General features: G+C 58.7%; 14 protein-coding genes. 6 read left to right on the forward strand and 8 right to left on the reverse strand.

Features of this window, described 5'->3' with window-relative positions; all coding sequences use genetic code 11:
* Positions 1-89: 89 nt before the first annotated feature.
* Positions 90-1,358 carry an MFS transporter gene (locus tag R84865_RS09720; protein ID WP_435639525.1) on the reverse strand — a complete coding sequence of 423 codons (1,269 nt, stop codon included), beginning with the start codon at positions 1,356-1,358 and terminating at the stop codon, positions 90-92.
* A gap of 5 nt (positions 1,359-1,363) precedes the next feature.
* Positions 1,364-3,664 carry a glycoside hydrolase family 3 C-terminal domain-containing protein gene (locus R84865_RS09725; protein ID WP_435639526.1) on the reverse strand — a complete coding sequence of 767 codons (2,301 nt, stop codon included), beginning with the start codon at positions 3,662-3,664 and terminating at the stop codon, positions 1,364-1,366.
* A 287-nt stretch (positions 3,665-3,951) separates the two neighbouring features.
* On the opposite strand from R84865_RS09725, the gene R84865_RS09730 reads away from it, so the two are divergent.
* Positions 3,952-4,944 (forward strand): LacI family DNA-binding transcriptional regulator, encoded by a 993-nt coding sequence (locus R84865_RS09730; protein ID WP_435637445.1) that lies wholly within the window; start codon positions 3,952-3,954, stop codon positions 4,942-4,944.
* A 302-nt stretch (positions 4,945-5,246) separates the two neighbouring features.
* On the forward strand, positions 5,247-6,671 hold the full coding sequence (gene phoA / locus R84865_RS09735; RefSeq protein ID WP_435639527.1) for an alkaline phosphatase: 1,425 nt from the start codon (positions 5,247-5,249) through the stop codon (positions 6,669-6,671).
* Between the two features lie 216 nt (positions 6,672-6,887).
* Here phoA and R84865_RS09740 read toward each other — a convergent pair whose 3' ends face one another.
* Positions 6,888-7,145 carry a hypothetical protein gene (locus tag R84865_RS09740; RefSeq protein ID WP_435631820.1) on the reverse strand — a complete coding sequence of 86 codons (258 nt, stop codon included), beginning with the start codon at positions 7,143-7,145 and terminating at the stop codon, positions 6,888-6,890.
* Positions 7,146-7,455: 310 nt separating this feature from the next.
* Here R84865_RS09740 and aroD point away from each other — a divergent pair, with 310 nt between their 5' ends.
* Entirely contained in the window at positions 7,456-8,226 is a 771-nt protein-coding gene (gene aroD / locus R84865_RS09745; protein ID WP_435639528.1) for a type I 3-dehydroquinate dehydratase, read from the forward strand.
* A 176-nt stretch (positions 8,227-8,402) separates the two neighbouring features.
* A complete protein-coding gene (locus R84865_RS09750; protein WP_435639529.1) occupies positions 8,403-9,665 on the forward strand; it encodes an MFS transporter in 1,263 nt (420 codons plus the stop codon).
* A 71-nt stretch (positions 9,666-9,736) separates the two neighbouring features.
* Here R84865_RS09750 and R84865_RS09755 read toward each other — a convergent pair whose 3' ends face one another.
* Positions 9,737-10,624, reverse strand: a complete 888-nt coding sequence (locus R84865_RS09755) for a DUF535 family protein (protein ID WP_435639530.1) — start codon at positions 10,622-10,624, stop codon at positions 9,737-9,739.
* 287 nt (positions 10,625-10,911) lie between these two features.
* The gene (locus R84865_RS09760; protein ID WP_435639531.1) at positions 10,912-11,088 is read right to left on the reverse strand and encodes a hypothetical protein; all 177 of its coding nucleotides are present in this window, start codon (positions 11,086-11,088) and stop codon (positions 10,912-10,914) included.
* On the opposite strand from R84865_RS09760, the gene R84865_RS09765 reads away from it, so the two are divergent.
* On the forward strand, positions 11,087-12,382 hold the full coding sequence (locus tag R84865_RS09765) for a DUF945 family protein (protein ID WP_435631825.1): 1,296 nt from the start codon (positions 11,087-11,089) through the stop codon (positions 12,380-12,382). The two genes, R84865_RS09760 and R84865_RS09765, sit on opposite strands and share 2 nt — an antisense overlap.
* Before the next feature lie 117 nt (positions 12,383-12,499).
* On the opposite strand, the gene R84865_RS09770 is transcribed toward R84865_RS09765, so the two are convergent.
* Positions 12,500-13,564 carry a sulfate ABC transporter substrate-binding protein gene (locus R84865_RS09770; protein WP_435639532.1) on the reverse strand — a complete coding sequence of 355 codons (1,065 nt, stop codon included), beginning with the start codon at positions 13,562-13,564 and terminating at the stop codon, positions 12,500-12,502.
* Between the two features lie 237 nt (positions 13,565-13,801).
* On the reverse strand, positions 13,802-14,881 hold the full coding sequence (locus R84865_RS09775; protein ID WP_435639533.1) for a sulfate/molybdate ABC transporter ATP-binding protein: 1,080 nt from the start codon (positions 14,879-14,881) through the stop codon (positions 13,802-13,804).
* Between the two features lie 12 nt (positions 14,882-14,893).
* Between R84865_RS09775 and R84865_RS09780 the strand changes: the two genes are divergently transcribed.
* Positions 14,894-15,064: a hypothetical protein gene (locus R84865_RS09780; RefSeq protein ID WP_435639534.1), complete on the forward strand. Its 171-nt coding sequence runs from the start codon at positions 14,894-14,896 to the stop codon at positions 15,062-15,064.
* Between the two features lie 57 nt (positions 15,065-15,121).
* Here the strand turns inward: R84865_RS09780 and cysW are convergent, their stop codons facing one another.
* Positions 15,122-15,970 carry a sulfate ABC transporter permease subunit CysW gene (gene cysW / locus R84865_RS09785; protein WP_435631828.1) on the reverse strand — a complete coding sequence of 283 codons (849 nt, stop codon included), beginning with the start codon at positions 15,968-15,970 and terminating at the stop codon, positions 15,122-15,124.
* Positions 15,971-15,978: the final 8 nt, after the last annotated feature.

Consider the following 15,978-nt stretch of genomic DNA (forward strand, 5'->3'; position numbering starts at 1 on the left):
CTGATTCTTCTATCGAGTGCTGATATCCCGAGCGCTAGCCCACGCAGCCGCGCATGGGCATCTTTCGCTCGCCAGCCGGTAGCGATCTCCTAGCGCACACCTTTGATCGGAATGACCGCCAATGCACCCAGCACGGCAATTACCGCGGCAGCACAGAACAGCGCGCCATAGTTACCCCCGCCGCCAATCGCAAGAAATAGCGGCGCGGTGGCAGGCGCGAGCGACTGTGGTGCGACGTTGGAGATGTTGAAGATACCCATGTTCTTGGCGGCATCTTCGGCCCGCGAAGGCAGCACGTCGACCACTAGCGCCTGATCGACCGCCAAATAGATGCCCAATCCGCATGACGACACCAGAATGGCAGCGAGGAACATGGCGAAGCTGGAGCCTACCATCAGTAGCGCCAATCCCGCCGCGTACACCAGACTAGCGACAAACACGAACACCTTGCGGCGACCGGTAACATCGGATAACCAGCCAGAGAGCAGCGACATCACCACGATCGCACCGCCCATCAATAGCGATGCAACAAACACCGGCTTGCCTACCGTGACATGGCTGAAGCCGACCACATCCATCAAGTAGTACACCTGATAGGTCATCATCACCGATGCTCCGTACTGCACCAGAAAACGGCTCAACCATGCCCACGAGAAATCAGGATGCTGACGCGGATCGAACAGGAAGTTGCGTAGCATTGCCATTGGCCGGAACGGCTTGGGCGGCAGCTCGGCAACCTCGGGTTCGGGATAGCGCACCGCAAACACGGCCACCAGCGCCAGCCCCAACACGCCCGGCACCACGAACATCCAGATATCATCAGTGCCCACCACGTTAATCACCGCAGCGCCGGCGAAGATAGCCAGATTCGAGGACATTCCCGACAGCGCCGACAGTCGCCCGCGCTGCTGCTTCGGAATACGGTCGGGAATGACCGCCACCAGCGCCGCCAAACTGGCATTAATGGCAATTTGGGTGAGCCACCAATACAGCGCTACCAGCATCAGCGAGCCAGCGCTGCCCAACCCCAGCAGCGCCCCCACCGCGACCAGCATGCCACCCACCACCCAAGGCTTGCGCCGCCCGAAGCGCGAACGGGTCAGATCGGACAACTGCCCCAGTAGCGGATTCGCCACCATCGCGATCAAGGCCCCTACGCCCAAAATAAAGCCCAGGCTAGACGCTTTACTATCGGGAGCCAGCGCGGCGACACGTATTGCCAAGGTAATGGTGACGGGTGTCATTACCGCCAGATAGATGCCCACCACCGCCATCAGGTAGCGGAGCATAAAGCCAGACGATACCTGCGCAGGCTGGGTAGTCTGGTTGTAGCCCAAACTCGCATTCATCGAAGCCATGGCCGCTACCCCGCGCGATGATCGGCAAGCGCGTCGCTCAGGTGCCCTAGCAGCACCTCGAGATCGCTTTCGCCGAAGGCGCCCTCACTGAACGACACCAAGGCACGCAGCGGCAAATAGCGCCCCATCGCCTGCATCATCTCGTCGTCGCTGGCTTCACCGAACATGCGTTTCAGCTTCGGATTCTGCTCGAAGGTAGCGGACATTGCCTTCTGTAGCGCGCGCGCAGTGACATCGTGCGCCATCAGGTCGCCCACCAGCGCATTACGGCCAATGGCGGGAAGCATATGATCGCCCAGCGACTCGACGCTGCCGGTCAGGCGAATGTCACGCGAGGAAGCACCGATTTGCACCTCGAACTGCCCTTTCGGCATACGCCAGTCGTTGTGATCGACGTCGAAGTAGGCAAAATCGCGACGCTCAAGGGTGAGTTCGATACGCTTGGTTTCACCGGCTTCCAGCGCCACCTTGTCGAAACCGCGCAGCTGATGCACCGGCACGCTGATCTCGCCCGTTTGGTCAGCCAGATAAAGCTGCACCACTTCGCTACCCGCCCGTTCACCGCTATTGGTCACATCGAACGCGACGGTCAGCGTGTCCTGCGGGCCGACTCGGCTCGCCGACAGCGACAGATTGGCGTAATCGAAACGGGTGTAGCTGAGGCCAAAGCCGAACGGGAACTGCGGTTCGATCTGTTGGGTATCGTAGTAGCGGTAGCCCACCAGCAGCCCTTCGGCGTAATCTACACGATCACTGTTATTGGGCCGCGCGGGCGTGGCGAAATGGTTAAAACAGGGCGTCTGCTCAAGTGCGGCCGGATAGCTTTCTGACAGTTTGCCGGAAGGATTGCGCTTGCCGAACAGTACATCGGCCACCGCCGCGCCCACGGCCTGCCCGCCCAAGTGGCTTTCGAGCACCGCTGCCGCTTGCTCGATCCATGGCATGACCACCGGCGCACCGTTGGCAAGCACTACGATAATCTGCTGGTTAACCTCGCTCAGCGCCTTCAGCAGCTCGATTTGGTTACGCGGCAGATCTAGATGCTCGCGGTCATAGCCTTCCGACTCGTAACGATCGGGCAGGCCGAGATACAGCACCACCTTTTCAGCGCTTTTCGCCAGCGCCACCGCCTCTTGGAAGAGCGATTCGTTGGCGCGATCGCTATCGATATCAAACCCTTGCGCATAGCGATAGGACGCACCCGCTGCGTCGAGCGCTTCAAGCAGCGACTCAACGTGGCTAGCGTTAACGTGAGAACTGCCGCCGCCCTGATAGCGCGGGCGCTTGGCAAACTCACCAATTACCGCGACCTCGCTGCCTTCCGCCAGTGGCAGTACGTTGTGATGATTTTTCAGCAGCACCATCGAATCCGCTGCGATACGGCGCGCCAATTGGTGGTGCTGATCGGCAGAGAACTCGAGCGGCTCGGTGGCTTCGCGGGTGTTGAAATAGAGCGCCAGCAGGCGCTCGACGGCAGTATCCAGCACCGCCTCATCGAGTTTGCCTTCGCGCACCGCCTTCACGATCAAGCCATCGCGATCGTTGCCGCCCGGCATTTCAAGCTCGAGGCCTGCCGCTACGCCCGCCACGCGCTCGTTGACCGCGCCCCAATCAGACACCACTACCCCAGAGAAGCCCCACTCATTACGTAATACCTCGGTGAGCAGCCAGTGATTTTCCGAGCAATAGTCGCCGTTCAAGCGGTTGTAGCTGCACATCACTGTCCACGGCTGTGCTTTCTTGACCACGCGCTCGAAGGCCGACAAATAAAGTTCACGCAGGGTCCGCGGATCCACCACTGCATTGACCGACATGCGGCGATGTTCCTGGTTATTCACCGCAAAGTGCTTGAGCGACGTGCCCACACCCTGAGCCTGCAGTGCGTTGACATAGGAGGTTGCCAGCTCACCGGCCAGCAGCGGGTCTTCAGAGAAGTATTCGAAGTTGCGCCCACACAGCGGCGAGCGCTTGATATTGATACCGGGGCCAAGCACCACCGCCAGCTCAGCCTTGCGCGCTTCGTGGCCCAGCGCTTCACCGAGCTGAGCGGCAAGTGAGCGATCCCAACTGCTCGCCAGCGCAGAAGCGCTAGGAAAACAGGTGGCCGGATTACTGCCGGTTATGCCGAGGTGGTCGCCACCCTTGGGCTGTTGGCGCAGGCCGTGGGGACCATCCGCCATCATCCACTCCTCGATACCCAAGCGCTCAATGGGCTTGGTGTGCCAGAAGTCTGCGCCCGAGCACAGGCTGGCTTTCTCTTCCAGGGTAAGCTGTTTGATCAGTTGTTTGACGGCATGACTACTCATTAAGTGCTCCACTCTTTGTCGCAATAGCTGGAAAACGCTGTTCTGAAAGCAATGTTGGAGGAACTCCAATATCTTTATGAAAGCGCTTTCATACATCATCACTCAGAGCACCTTTGAGTAATAATCTACTTTAGTTAAGAGCATCATCAATAAAGGAGAAAAACGCCAAAAAAAACATAAGCTTACAACATGAAAACTTTAGTCGAAGCCTATGCACCCTTAAGTTCCATGCTAGTCTTGGCAACAGGCACAAGCAGCTTGCGAGCACTTTCAAACAGGAATCGAATGTGGCAACGATCAAGCAGGTAGCGGAGCTGGCCGGCGTTTCGCAGGCCACGGTATCGCGGGTCATGAGCGGTAGCTCGCGCGTTAACGAGGCAACTCGACAGCGTGTCGAAGAGGCCATCAGCGTCCTTGACTACCAGCCCAATGCCTTCGCACGCTCACTGGCGTCGAATCGTTCGTCCAGCGTCGGGCTGGTCATCTCGTACCTGGCCGGCGGCATGCTCGGACGACTAATGACGCACATTGAGCAGCATTTGCGCCAGCACAATATCTCGCTGCTTATTGCCGTGGGTCACGCCAACGCTGAGCAGGAGCGCGAAGCCGTTGCTTTCCTGCGCTCACGTCGCTGCGATGCGCTGATTGTGCAGGTCAATGGCTTGGCCAACTCGGAGCTACGCGCGCTCGCCAGCCAAACGCCAACGGTGGTGGTCAACCGAGAGGTGTCGGGGATCGAGCAGCAGTGCGTGTTCAGCAACGACGTGCACGGCGGCTATCTGGCCACCCAGCACCTGTTGGCACAGGGACATCAGCGTATTGTCTGCATCTCGGGGCCGCTGTCGCAGCAGGATGCGCAACGCAGAGTCGAGGGCTATCAGACGGCCATGCGCAATGCCGGCCAAGCGGCGAATATTCGTGTCGTTGAGGGCGATTTTACCGAAGCAGGCGGTCGCACTGCGGTGGAGCAATTGCATCAGCAAGGCGTGGCTTTCACCGCCATTGTGGCGGGCAGCGACGACACTGCGCTGGGCGCCATCAGCGCCTTGAGTGAACGTCAGCGACGTATCCCCGAGGATGTATCGATTGTGGGTTACGATGACGAGCGCCATAGCCGTCACATTGCGGGGGGCCTGACGACCATTCACGCCCCCGCTGAAGAGATGGGCGATGCGGTGGCGGCGCTTGCACGCCAGCTGATTGAGGGCACTGCCAAGCAAGCGCCCGCATGCTTCGCTCCGTACCTGGTCGAGCGCGCCACTACCCGTCCGCCGGCGTGAGCCCGCTGCGCTTACGCGTCGCAGGCGCCAGATAGCCAGTTTTTCGAGGGCACAGAACACCGTCTGCCCTGCGCGCTGCCATCAAGGTGCGCGTATTTCCCCTTCCCCTTCCCCTTGCGCTAGCGCGGTGCGCCGATAGTCACGACGGTACACCGCTAACGCACTCGCGCTGGTGCCTGTGTGCTCGCCGCCCCCTCCCAAGGTCTAACAGTGATCGCGCGTTCGTTTAATAAAACCAACACAATCTGCGGTAACGATAAGGAAGCTTACTTATTCCACCTTCCTTGCAGGATGACACTCGAATGCCTTGCTCTTATCGCCCTTTACTTATTGCTGGCCTATCGCTGGCTGCCTGTTGTTCCGCTGCTTCTCACGCTGCTGCCAGCGACCAGCCCCAATGGATGCAGCGCAGCGCCCAAGGCACGCTCGCTGAACATGGCGGCGCGCGACGCCTGCATGGCGATATCACCGATAATCTGCGCGACGCTATCAAGGGCGGCAAGGTACGCAATGTCATCTTATTAATTGGCGACGGCATGGGCGATTCGGAAATTACCGTCGCACGTAACTATGCCGAGGGCGCAGGCGGTTATTTCAAAGGGCTGGATGCGCTGCCCATTACCGGTCAGTACACCCACTACTCTCTGGACAAGAAGTCGGGCAAACCCGATTACGTGACCGACTCGGCAGCGTCGGGATCGGCGTGGGCCACCGGCACCAAAAGCTACAACGGCGCCATTAGCGTTGATATCCACGAAAAGCCGCAAGCGACGCTACTCGAACTCGCAAAAGAAGCGGGACTCGCGACCGGCGATGTGTCTACCGCTGAAATTCAGGACGCAACACCGGCGGTGCAAGTCGCGCACGTCAGCAAGCGCAAGTGTTATGGGCCAAACGTTACCGCCAAAGAGTGCCCTGCCAATGCGCTAGAGAACGGCGGCAATGGCTCCATTACCGAACAGCTCCTGAGCACTCGCCCTGACGTAACGCTAGGCGGCGGATTCAAGACGTTTGAGGAACAGGCGCATGCAGGGCATTGGAAGGGTAAAACACTGCTGGAGCAGGCGCGGGAGCGCGGCTATAAGATCGTCAATAATCAATCACAGCTGGCGAAAATCGATCGTGCCAATCAACAGCAGCCGTTGCTCGGACTTTTCGCCAGCGGCAATTTGCCAGTGCGCTGGAACGGGCCTAAAGCCAGTCATCACGGCAACCTCGACAAGCCTGCGGTGCAGTGCACTCCCAACAAGGAGCGCAGCAGCGCCATTCCTACCCTTGCCAACATGACGCAAAAAGCCATCGAGCTACTAAACGCGCACGACAAGGGCTTCTTCCTGCAAGTAGAAGGCGCATCCATCGACAAGCAGGATCATGCAGCCAACCCGTGCGGCCAGATTGGCGAGACCGTTGATCTCGACGAAGCGGTACAGCAGGCGTTGGCCTTCGCTCGCAAGGACGGCCATACGCTGGTGATTGTGACGGCGGACCATGCTCACGCCAGCCAGATTATCGCCAATGACTCGAAAGCACCGGGCCTTACCCAGCGGCTGATTACCAAAGACCAAGCGCCGATGACGGTTAGCTACGGCACCGCAGAAGACACCGACGAAGGCCACACCGGCGCACAGCTGCGCGTTGCCGCCTTTGGCCCGCACGCCGCTAACGTAACCGGCCTTACCGACCAAACGGACCTGTTCTACACCATCCGCGACGCGCTTGCGCTGTAATGGAGGGGCCTGGGCAGCGCGGCAGGATTGCGTGCCCAGGTGGCAATAGCGTGGATCGTGAAGGCTACAAGGGTTGGGGCTACCGCTAAGCCGATAGCGCGGCGGTAGCTCACACGAATATTCACTGAAAGGGTCCACCTGACAAAAAGAGCCGCCGCCCCTGACCGGGCGGCGGCTCTTTTGCTGGCTATCGTTGAAAATTTTGGCGCGGCGCGCTTACCACGCCCTGCGCTTGGCAATATGGTGGCGCAGTTCTTGGGGGATGCGTTTCAGCGCCTTCAGCACGCCCTTCTTGCCAACGCGATAAACGCGCAGCACGCGGCTGGCACTGATGAGCAGCACGAATACCTGGTCGGCCACGCGCTCAATGCGGGATTCGCTGGGGGAAGGCTGTGCCGCGACACCATCGCCCGACGATGTATAGTAGTCGCCGAGGGCTCGCCGCAATAAGACGTCGTCTTTTTTGTTCGACATGATGATTACCTCTCTCTGCTACCCCATACTAGACCAGTCAACGCGGGGAAAGTTTAATACTATGTGCCTATATCTAATGATCTGATGGCTGTCGTTGTTATTACTGAACGCGATTCACTGCGCTACTGTAGTGCGGACAGCGCAGCCGCTTTTCAAGTGACAGCATCACCCCCAAGCCGCCGCACCAGCGAGCGCGGAAACGCGATCATTTGCGCGCTGGCAGCAAATGCTGGTAAAACCTGCGCGGCGACAGTGGTGCCTCGATCGCGCCTCGTTCCCGTTATTCTTCACTTATCGCGCCGGAGCCTCCATGCAGCCACGCCGCCTTCTTCGTTCTCTCAAGCAGCGCGCTGCCCCTGCCGTGCTAGTGCCGGTCACGCACCCCTCGCCGCAGCAGGCGCTCGAGTTCATCAACGAGGCTGCCAGACAGCCTTTTATCGACTTCCTTGAGCTGCGCATTGATTGTCTTGAAGGTGCACGGGATATAGAAGCTGTCGGTACCTATGTCAAAAAAGCGCTGGCTGCCATGGGCGACAAAGGCGCCATCGTTACCTTTCGCACGGCGGCAGAAGGTGGCAACTGCGCTATTGCTGAAGCCGATTATGTCGCGCTCTACCAGCAGCTTATGGCAATTACCACACCGCACTATGTCGATGTAGAAGCCAATCGCGGCAGCGCGGTGGTTGAGCAGGTAATGGCCGCCGCGCGTGCGCAGCAGGTGGGGGTGATTGTCTCGCAGCACGACTTCAAGCGAACCGCAACGCGCGAGGTACTGATTGAGCAGCTTGAGCAGCTGCATCGATGTGCTGCCGATGTGGTAAAACTGGCGGTTATGCCCCACAGCAACGATGATGTACTGGCGCTGCTTGGTGCCACCTCGACGTTCAAGCAGCGTTATCCCGAGCAGCCATTGATTACCATGTCGATGGGCCCGCTTGGAATGCTGTCGCGGTTGGTGGGCGAGCAGTTTGGTTCAGATGCCACCTTCGGCAAGCTCGACAATGCTTCGGCACCTGGCCAAATTGACGCCGACGTACTGCACCAGCTTGTTACCCAGTTGCATCAGCTTAGCAACGACTAACCTGCCGCTCGCCGCATTGCGGGGCCGCGCGCCCAAGCAGCCAGCGGCGGCGCGCCGACAACACACCCTGTAAGCGCTGCCACTGCGTTACCGTGCGCATCGAACAGCGCCCTGTATGCAACCGTCCATGCTTTCCGCGGGAAGGCAGCCATCCACACACCGCACCAATAACGATAATGACTTCTTCCAGCAATCTTGGTATTTCCCGACAGCCCGGCTTTATCGCCTTTCTGGGCGCGCGTTTAGCGGCCGTATTCGCCATGCAAATTCAGGCGGTGGTAGTGGCCTGGCAGCTCTACGACATGACGCACGATGCCATGTCGTTGGCCTATGCGGGGCTGGCCCAATTCCTGCCGATGGTGGTGCTACTGCTACCCGCGGGCGATTTGATCGACCGCTTTCCCCGCAAACTGATTTTGATGCTGAGCTGGCTGCTGCAATGGCTGTGCAGCGGCGCGCTAGCAGCGCTATCGCTGCTGCCGCATAGCTCGCTGATGCCGTTTTATATGGTGCTGGTGCTGTTTGGCTGCGCACGCGCCTTTACCGGCCCAGCACTGCAAAGCCTGCTGCCGCAAATAGTGCCGCACCGCCAGTTGGCGCAAGCCATCGCGATTAACTCGGTGATCATGAAGGTTGCTACCATTGCTGGCCCGCTGCTGGGCGGCGTGCTTTATATAGGCGGCGCTGCCAGCGCTTATCTGGTGTGTTTCGCCTGTACTCTTGCCGCACTGCTGGCGATGCTGAAGGTGCCCGTGCGCGAAGCTAGCATCAGCACAGCTGCGCCCGACACCACAGCAGGCAGCAGTTGGCAGCGTTTTGCCGCCGGCCTGCGCTATATCGCGTCACGCCCGATTATCCTGGGGGCGATTTCACTCGACCTGTTCGCCGTGCTGCTGGGCGATGTGGTAGCGCTGCTGCCCATTTACGCCCAGCATATCCTGCTCACCGGCCCTGCCGGTCTTGGGGCACTGCGCAGCGCCTCTGCGGTGGGGGCAATGCTAATGGGCGTGTATCTCAGCATGCGCGCCTTCAACCGCCACGTGGGGCTAGTCATGTTCTCAGCGGTGGCGGTGTTTGGCGTGTGCAATCTGGTGTTTGCGCTATCGTCGGTGTTCTGGCTTTCGTGGCTAGCGCTGTTGATCGCGGGTGCAGCCGACATGATCAGCGTTTATGTGCGCTCCACGCTGATTCAGCTGGCAACGCCCGATGCGATGCGCGGTCGGGTTAACGCCGTCAACATGCTATTTATCGGCTCGAGCAACGAACTGGGCGAATTCCGCGCCGGCACCAGCGCTGCCTGGCTGGGCGCTCAAACGACCGCCGTGGCTGGCGGAGTCACGACGCTGGTAGTGGTGCTGGGATGGATGGTGCTATTTCCGGTGCTCAGGAAGGTCAATCGCTTCGAGCAGGCTGATGTCTCGAAGCAGACCACAGGCTAACGCGACACCGGTCGCGTCTTTCTTATGCCGCGTTATACGCTGCCGTCAAATCCTGGCGAAAGCTGGCAGGGTCAGTGTGACGCGTCCAGCGATGCCTGCTGCATCGCCCGCTCAGTAAGCAGAGTAATCTCATCGCGGCGTGACGCAATGCACAGCGTTTGATGAGTGTCACGGTAAATTTCATCCAGCAGCGCCAAGCGCTTGCGATAGGCCGAGCGGTGCTTGCTCTTCACCTCGCTGATATCCTTGCGCGGCAGTGCGGTAGGCAAACGATACCAGTACTGCTCGCGGATGCCGCCGGTTTCTTCCCAGTAGCTGTCGTAGTCGAGCTGGATCTTGTGGCCGTGCCGATGGTTGTTGGCATACTCGGCGGGAATGCCGTAAATCACCTTCAGTGCCAGCGCATCCTTAACACCAAACAGCGCGCTCATCAGCAGCGTGAACGGCCGCGCGTTGTGGCAGTAGCGATGCAGCGCTTTGATATCGTCGTTAGCGCCTTCGTGCTTGCCACCTTGCAGCGAGCCCACATAAAGTGCGCCTTCCTCGATATCAATGCAGAAGGTGACGCCGAACACAATGCGCCCCTGCTGATTGCGAATATAAAGCCCCTGCTCGCCTTCCTTGCGGTAACGACCGCGCTCCAGCTTGAGAAACCATTGGTCGGAGAAGGTCGAAATAACCAAGCCATAGCCGTTGTAGATTTGCTCAAAGGCTTCTGGCGTGAAGAACGAGAGCATGAACTCATTGTGGCCACGAATGGCCGCCAGCTTCTTGCGCGATGACCAATGGCGATGCACGTAGGAGTGCAGGTGACGATCGCTTTCACCGCGCACCATGGTGACCAGGCGCGGCTCGTTAGAGAGCGCGGCCAGCCAGCGCTTGTGCTGTTGTCGAATCGGAAACGAATTTACCGCTCGTGCGAGCCGTTTCTCCCACTCGCGAATCCTTGCAGACGCCATATCGCTGTTCCCTGCCTTGCCGCTGCGTTTCTACACTGAAGCGGACGATTATGTGAATGGCAGGAATGGTACGCCCTTCACTTCATCGCAAGGCTGAGGTTAGACGACGCTCCTCGAAGTTTTCCTGATCGGTGCACACAATGTTCACATATTGTTAATTTTCGTTTAAGCCCCGTATGGCGCGGCCTGTAGCGATACCCACCAATATTGCTGAAGGCATCTGCCCGCGTTTTCAGGCGGCGGCTCTCTCCGCACCAGCACCCTCAACGCTTATCCCTGTTCGCCTCCTATCTGATGCTGCCGCTAAAGGCAGGTACCGTAACGCTGGCACTGCTGTTGAGCAGCGTCATCACGATGCCTTTGGCTTTTGCATCGACGCGTGAGTGGACGCACAATACCCTGGCTGCCGCGGGCATAACGCTTGCTGCGCGCTTCCCTTTCAACCGATGAGTTGTTTCCGACATGACCTCTTCTTCGAAAAAGCTGGGCATAACAGCACTGGTAGTCATTGTTATCGTCGCTGCGCTTTACGTCTTTGGCATGCTGTATAGCCGTCACCTGTTCTTCTCTCATCTGGACAGCGTGCTTGATGATCTCAAGCAGGATCAGGGCATCACGCTGGAGAAGAAAGAAGTCAGCAAGGGCTTCTTTAGCAGTACCTTCACCCTGGAGGGGACGCTGGCAGCGGAGGGTGAAAGCAGCATGACGCTGAATGCACCGCTGACCGCTCATCACGGGATTTTCTCCTCGTCTGTTGACGGGCATCCGGCGCTGCTGGTGGAGGGCAAAAAGCTGTTCTCAGAGATACTCCAGGCCGACCAGGAGCCAATGGTTGACGCCAATTTCAGCTCGCTCAGCGGCCACTATCATGTGCATATCGAACTTCCCGATAGCCGCATCGACAACAATGGCAATACTGCACGTACCCATGACTTGCGGGTCAATGTTGATGGCAACGCCAACAAAAATCACATCGAGTCCGTGCTTGAGTGGCAACAGCTAAGCCTGAAAGACCTAGCCAATAACATCGTGATCGGCCCTGGCTCACTGCGCCTCAATGTTCCCAACCGCGACACCTTGGTCGGCACCAATACGCACTTCGAGCTGGACAACGCGACCATTCACAAAGTGTTGCTGGGAAGTGTTGAGCTCAAGGATCTTCACTACGACGATCATTATGACAAAGGCGATAACGGCATCGATTGGCACGGTGAATACCACATCGGTAGCGTGCTGCATTCGGACAAGGAAATAGGCAGCGGTGACGTTAAACTAAACATTGCGAACCTCGATGAGCAGGCGCTGCTATCGCTGGTAAGACGTCAGGCCAATGCCGTCGACAGTGACGAAGATGACGAAGCACGCGATACCGACGCACAGCGGCAGCGCGATATCCAGCGTCTGCTGTCGAATTCGCCGCTGCTGACCATTGAGCACTTCGAAGTTAAATCGCCACTGCTGGACAAACCGATCACTGCTAAAGGTCACTTGCAGGTTAATGGCGACAAGGTCAACTCGGCCCCGCAACAGCCGGCAAACGGACGCGTATTCAGTGTGGTGGCGCAGCAGTTTGCGCAATACGCCACCGGCCATATTACGCTGACTGGACTGGCAAACATTCTTGGCGGGCAATCCAGCAACGACAACACCGAGCTTGAGTTCAAGGATGGCCAGCTAACGATCGACGGTCAGCCGGTGGACGGTAGTGCATTGGGCGGCAACCCGCTGGATGCAGCCCCGCTGCCGAGCATGCCTTGATGGCAAGCGAACGCTTTGATCGTCGAGGGCACGGTTAGCTCGATACGATAAGCGCTGTACCAATAAAGAAGCCGGAGCGATATTCGCTCCGGCTTCTTTTATATCCAACGCTAACGCTTACTGCTGCTGCAGCTGATCGAACACTCCGCCATCGGCAAAGAAGGTTTGCTGCGCTTTGCTCCAGCCGCCGAACACTTGATCGACATTCACCAGATCGAGTTTCGGGAACAGCTTCAGTTCATCCTGCGGAATGCCATCGGTATTGCGCGGGCGGTAATAGTTGTCAGCGATAATGCGCTGCCCTTCCGGCGAATAAAGGTGCTTCAGGTAAGCATCGGCGGCCTTCTCTGCGGCCTCTCCCTTGCGCTTCACATTACCTTCCACCTTCGCAACCGGCGGCTCGGTAAGAATACTCAGGCTGGGCACCACGATTTCGTAGTTGCCTTTATCGAGCTTCTCGTTCGCCAGCAGCGCATCGCTTTCCCACGCGATCAGCACGTCACCCTGGCCGTTTTTAACGAAGGTGTTGGTCGAACCGCGCGCCCCGCTATCGAGCACCGAGGCGTTTTTGAACAAATCGCGCACATAGTCGCGTGCATAGGCCGTTGCTGCCTTCACCTCATCCGCATACTTGGGATCGTGCAGCTTATCCAGATTGCCCAGTTTCTGCTTCAGCGCCCACGCCCACGCAGCGAGGAAGTTCCAGCGCGCGCCGCCCGACGTTTTCGGATTAGGCGTGATGACTTCCACGCCTTTTTTGGTCAAATCGTCCCAGTCCTGAATGCCTTTGGGATTACCCTTGCGCACCAAAAACACGATGGTCGAGGTGTACGGGGACGAATTATCCGGCAGCTGCTTCTGCCAGTCCTTGGGCACACCGGCATTGCGATCGGCAATCGCATCGATGTCGTAGGCCAGCGCCAAGGTCACCACATCGGCGGGCGCGCCTTCGATCACACTGCGCGACTGACTGCCTGAGCCGCCGTTGCTTTGCTGAATCGACACCTGATCGCCGCTCTCTTTCTGGTACCACTGAGAGAAGGCTTTGTTGTATTGCTGATACAGCTCGCGGGTGGGGTCATAAGAGACATTCAACAGCGTGACGTTTTCAGCGTGGGCAAACAGCGAAGTCCCCAAGGCAGAGGCGGCAAACAGTAAGGCGAGAAAATGACGGGCTGACATGGCGAGCTTCCTGAACAGATCGATATGAGGATGTTCAGCCATGCTACGCAGCTGATAAATAACACTAAAATATTAATAATTGGTTTTTATATTCACAAAATGAATATCAGGTACGCCTGCGCGGCAAGGCTTAGGCGGTGCCCGCGCGCTTTCCTCGGGCACGATCACCATCGGTTGCCCACAGCCCGCGCTTACGCATTCGCAGCGCAATATCTACCGCAAAAAACGCCGCCGTGATCACACTAACGGCGTGAGCGCCGCACTCTCAGGATCGACCAGCGCCAGTCGGTGTGGATGCACATAGAGGGTATCGCCCACCGCGAAAGCTGCTTGCTCGAGATCACGCGGTGACAGCGTGACCTGTAGATTAGGCGCGTGCCAGGCTGGCTGAAGCTCAACCTCCACCACTGCGCCAATCGGGGCGATGGCACTGACCTTGGCCGGCAGCGTTGCGCTCTCGCTCGGCGAACGGTGCAGCGATAATTCGTGCGGACGTGCCACTAGCTCGGCCGCGCCAGCAGCCACCTTCGGTAGCCGTATGGTGCTCTGCTCACCCAAGTGCAGCAGACCGTCGCGTACTTCCCCTTTAAAGCTATTGGTGGCGCCAAGGAAATCGAACACGAAGCGATTGGCCGGCGCGCGATAAAGCTGCTCAGGCGTTGCAATCTGTTCGATTCGTCCTTGGCTCATTACCGCCACGCGGTCCGAGAGCTCCAAGGCTTCGTCCTGATCGTGGGTAACAAAGACACAGGTAAATCCGAGCTGCTCGTGCAAATGGCGCAGCCAGCGGCGCAGTTCGATGCGCACCTTGGCGTCCAGCGCGCCAAACGGCTCGTCCATCAACAGTACCTCGGGCCTGACCGCCAGCGCACGCGCCAAGGCAACACGCTGCTGCTGACCTCCCGACAGCTGTGCCGGCAAGCGCTTGGCATAGGGCTCTAGCTGGATTTGGGACAGCAGTTCGTTGACGCGCTCGGTAATCTCGCGGCGACCCAGCGATAAACGACGCGCATTGGCTTTGAGACCGAAGGCGATATTGTCGAACACGCTCATGTGCCGAAACAGCGCGTAGTGCTGGAAAACGAAGCCTACCCGCCGGTGGCGCGGATGCAGTCGGGTTACGTCGTGCCCTGAAAACAGAATGCGCCCCGCTGTCGGCGTTTCGAGTCCAGCGATAATGCGCAGTAAGGTGGTTTTGCCAGAGCCGGACGGCCCCAGCAACCCCACCAATTCGCCTTCCTTGATATCCAATGAGCTGGGCTGAAGCGCCACGGTGTTACCGAATTGGCGGGAAATCTGATCGATCGTAATACTCATGGCGACATACTCATGACATCAGCAAAAAAAGCAGGCACTGCGGCCCTATGGAAGGCACCCAGTGCAATGGGTAACGTTGGCGCGACCGCCTATGGCGTAGCGTTGGCAGCCAGTCGTGCGGCCGTGGCGGCAAATCGCGCCAGCGTATGCGCGCACCGCATCCCGCTCGATAAACAGCGGTGACAGCGACAGACCGCACTCCTGCCTTCAGCCTCTGAAGCAACCCTGACTAGCGCACGACTACGCATCGTCAGCAACGCCTTGCTGGCGCGCTTGCCGACGCTCGGCCTGCCACTCAAGCAGCGCTTTGATCACCAGCGTTAGCACCGCCAGCGCGGCCAGCAGCAGCGCCGAAACAAACGAACCAACGGTGTTGTAGTCCTGATAAAGCTGTTCAACCTGTAACGGCAGGCTAATGGTGACGCCATTAATCATCCCCGACACCACCGACACCGCACCGAATTCGCCCATGGCACGTGCATTGGTCAGAATCGCCCCGTAAATCAGCCCGCTGCGAATATTCGGCAGGGTAATGTGCCAGAACAGCGGCACGCTGCGCGCCCCCAGACTGACCGCGGCTTCTTCCTCCTGGCTTCCCTGCGCCTGCATCAGCGGAATCAGCTCGCGCGCCACAAAAGGACAGGTAACGAACAGCGTGACCAGCACCATGCCGGGCCACGCGAACATCAGTTGGATGTCGTAGCCCGCTAGCCACTGCCCCAGCCAGCCGTTGCGGCCATACAGCAATAGATACACAAGCCCTGCGATAACCGGCGACACCGCAAAAGGGATGTCGATCAGGGTTTGCAAAAATCGCCTGCCCGGAAAACGGAAGCGCGTTACCAGCCATGCCAGCACAATCCCGAACACCACGTTTAGCGGCACGGTAATCACTGCGATCAGTAGCGTCAGCCAAATGGCGCTGAGGGTGTAGGTATCGGTGAGGTTAGCGAGCAGCCCGCCAACGCCGTTTGCGAAGGCCTGACGCACGATCTCGACCAGCGGCACCACCAGCACTAACGCCGTTAGCAGCAGCGCTAGGACAATGAGCGTCCACTTTACCGCTGGGGAATCTCCGACCCGCTGCATCAGACAGC

The sequence above is a fragment of the Carnimonas bestiolae genome (assembly GCF_051251145.1).
Classification (GTDB): domain Bacteria; phylum Pseudomonadota; class Gammaproteobacteria; order Pseudomonadales; family Halomonadaceae; genus Carnimonas; species Carnimonas bestiolae.

Excerpts from the sequence above, each read along its gene's own strand:
- R84865_RS09720 (WP_435639525.1), bottom strand. The coding sequence starts at position 1,358 with ATGGCTTCGATGAATGCGAGTTTGGGCTACAACCAGACTACCCAGCCT.
- R84865_RS09725 (WP_435639526.1), bottom strand. The coding sequence starts at position 3,664 with ATGAGTAGTCATGCCGTCAAACAACTGATCAAACAGCTTACCCTGGAA.
- phoA (WP_435639527.1), top strand. The coding sequence starts at position 5,247 with ATGCCTTGCTCTTATCGCCCTTTACTTATTGCTGGCCTATCGCTGGCT.
- R84865_RS09740 (WP_435631820.1), bottom strand. The coding sequence starts at position 7,145 with ATGTCGAACAAAAAAGACGACGTCTTATTGCGGCGAGCCCTCGGCGAC.
- aroD (WP_435639528.1), top strand. The coding sequence starts at position 7,456 with ATGCAGCCACGCCGCCTTCTTCGTTCTCTCAAGCAGCGCGCTGCCCCT.
- R84865_RS09750 (WP_435639529.1), top strand. The coding sequence starts at position 8,403 with ATGACTTCTTCCAGCAATCTTGGTATTTCCCGACAGCCCGGCTTTATC.
- R84865_RS09755 (WP_435639530.1), bottom strand. The coding sequence starts at position 10,624 with ATGGCGTCTGCAAGGATTCGCGAGTGGGAGAAACGGCTCGCACGAGCG.
- R84865_RS09765 (WP_435631825.1), top strand. The coding sequence starts at position 11,087 with ATGACCTCTTCTTCGAAAAAGCTGGGCATAACAGCACTGGTAGTCATT.
- R84865_RS09760 (WP_435639531.1), bottom strand. The coding sequence starts at position 11,088 with ATGTCGGAAACAACTCATCGGTTGAAAGGGAAGCGCGCAGCAAGCGTT.
- R84865_RS09770 (WP_435639532.1), bottom strand. The coding sequence starts at position 13,564 with ATGTCAGCCCGTCATTTTCTCGCCTTACTGTTTGCCGCCTCTGCCTTG.
- R84865_RS09775 (WP_435639533.1), bottom strand. The coding sequence starts at position 14,881 with ATGAGTATTACGATCGATCAGATTTCCCGCCAATTCGGTAACACCGTG.
- R84865_RS09780 (WP_435639534.1), top strand. The coding sequence starts at position 14,894 with ATGACATCAGCAAAAAAAGCAGGCACTGCGGCCCTATGGAAGGCACCC.
- cysW (WP_435631828.1), bottom strand. The coding sequence starts at position 15,970 with ATGCAGCGGGTCGGAGATTCCCCAGCGGTAAAGTGGACGCTCATTGTC.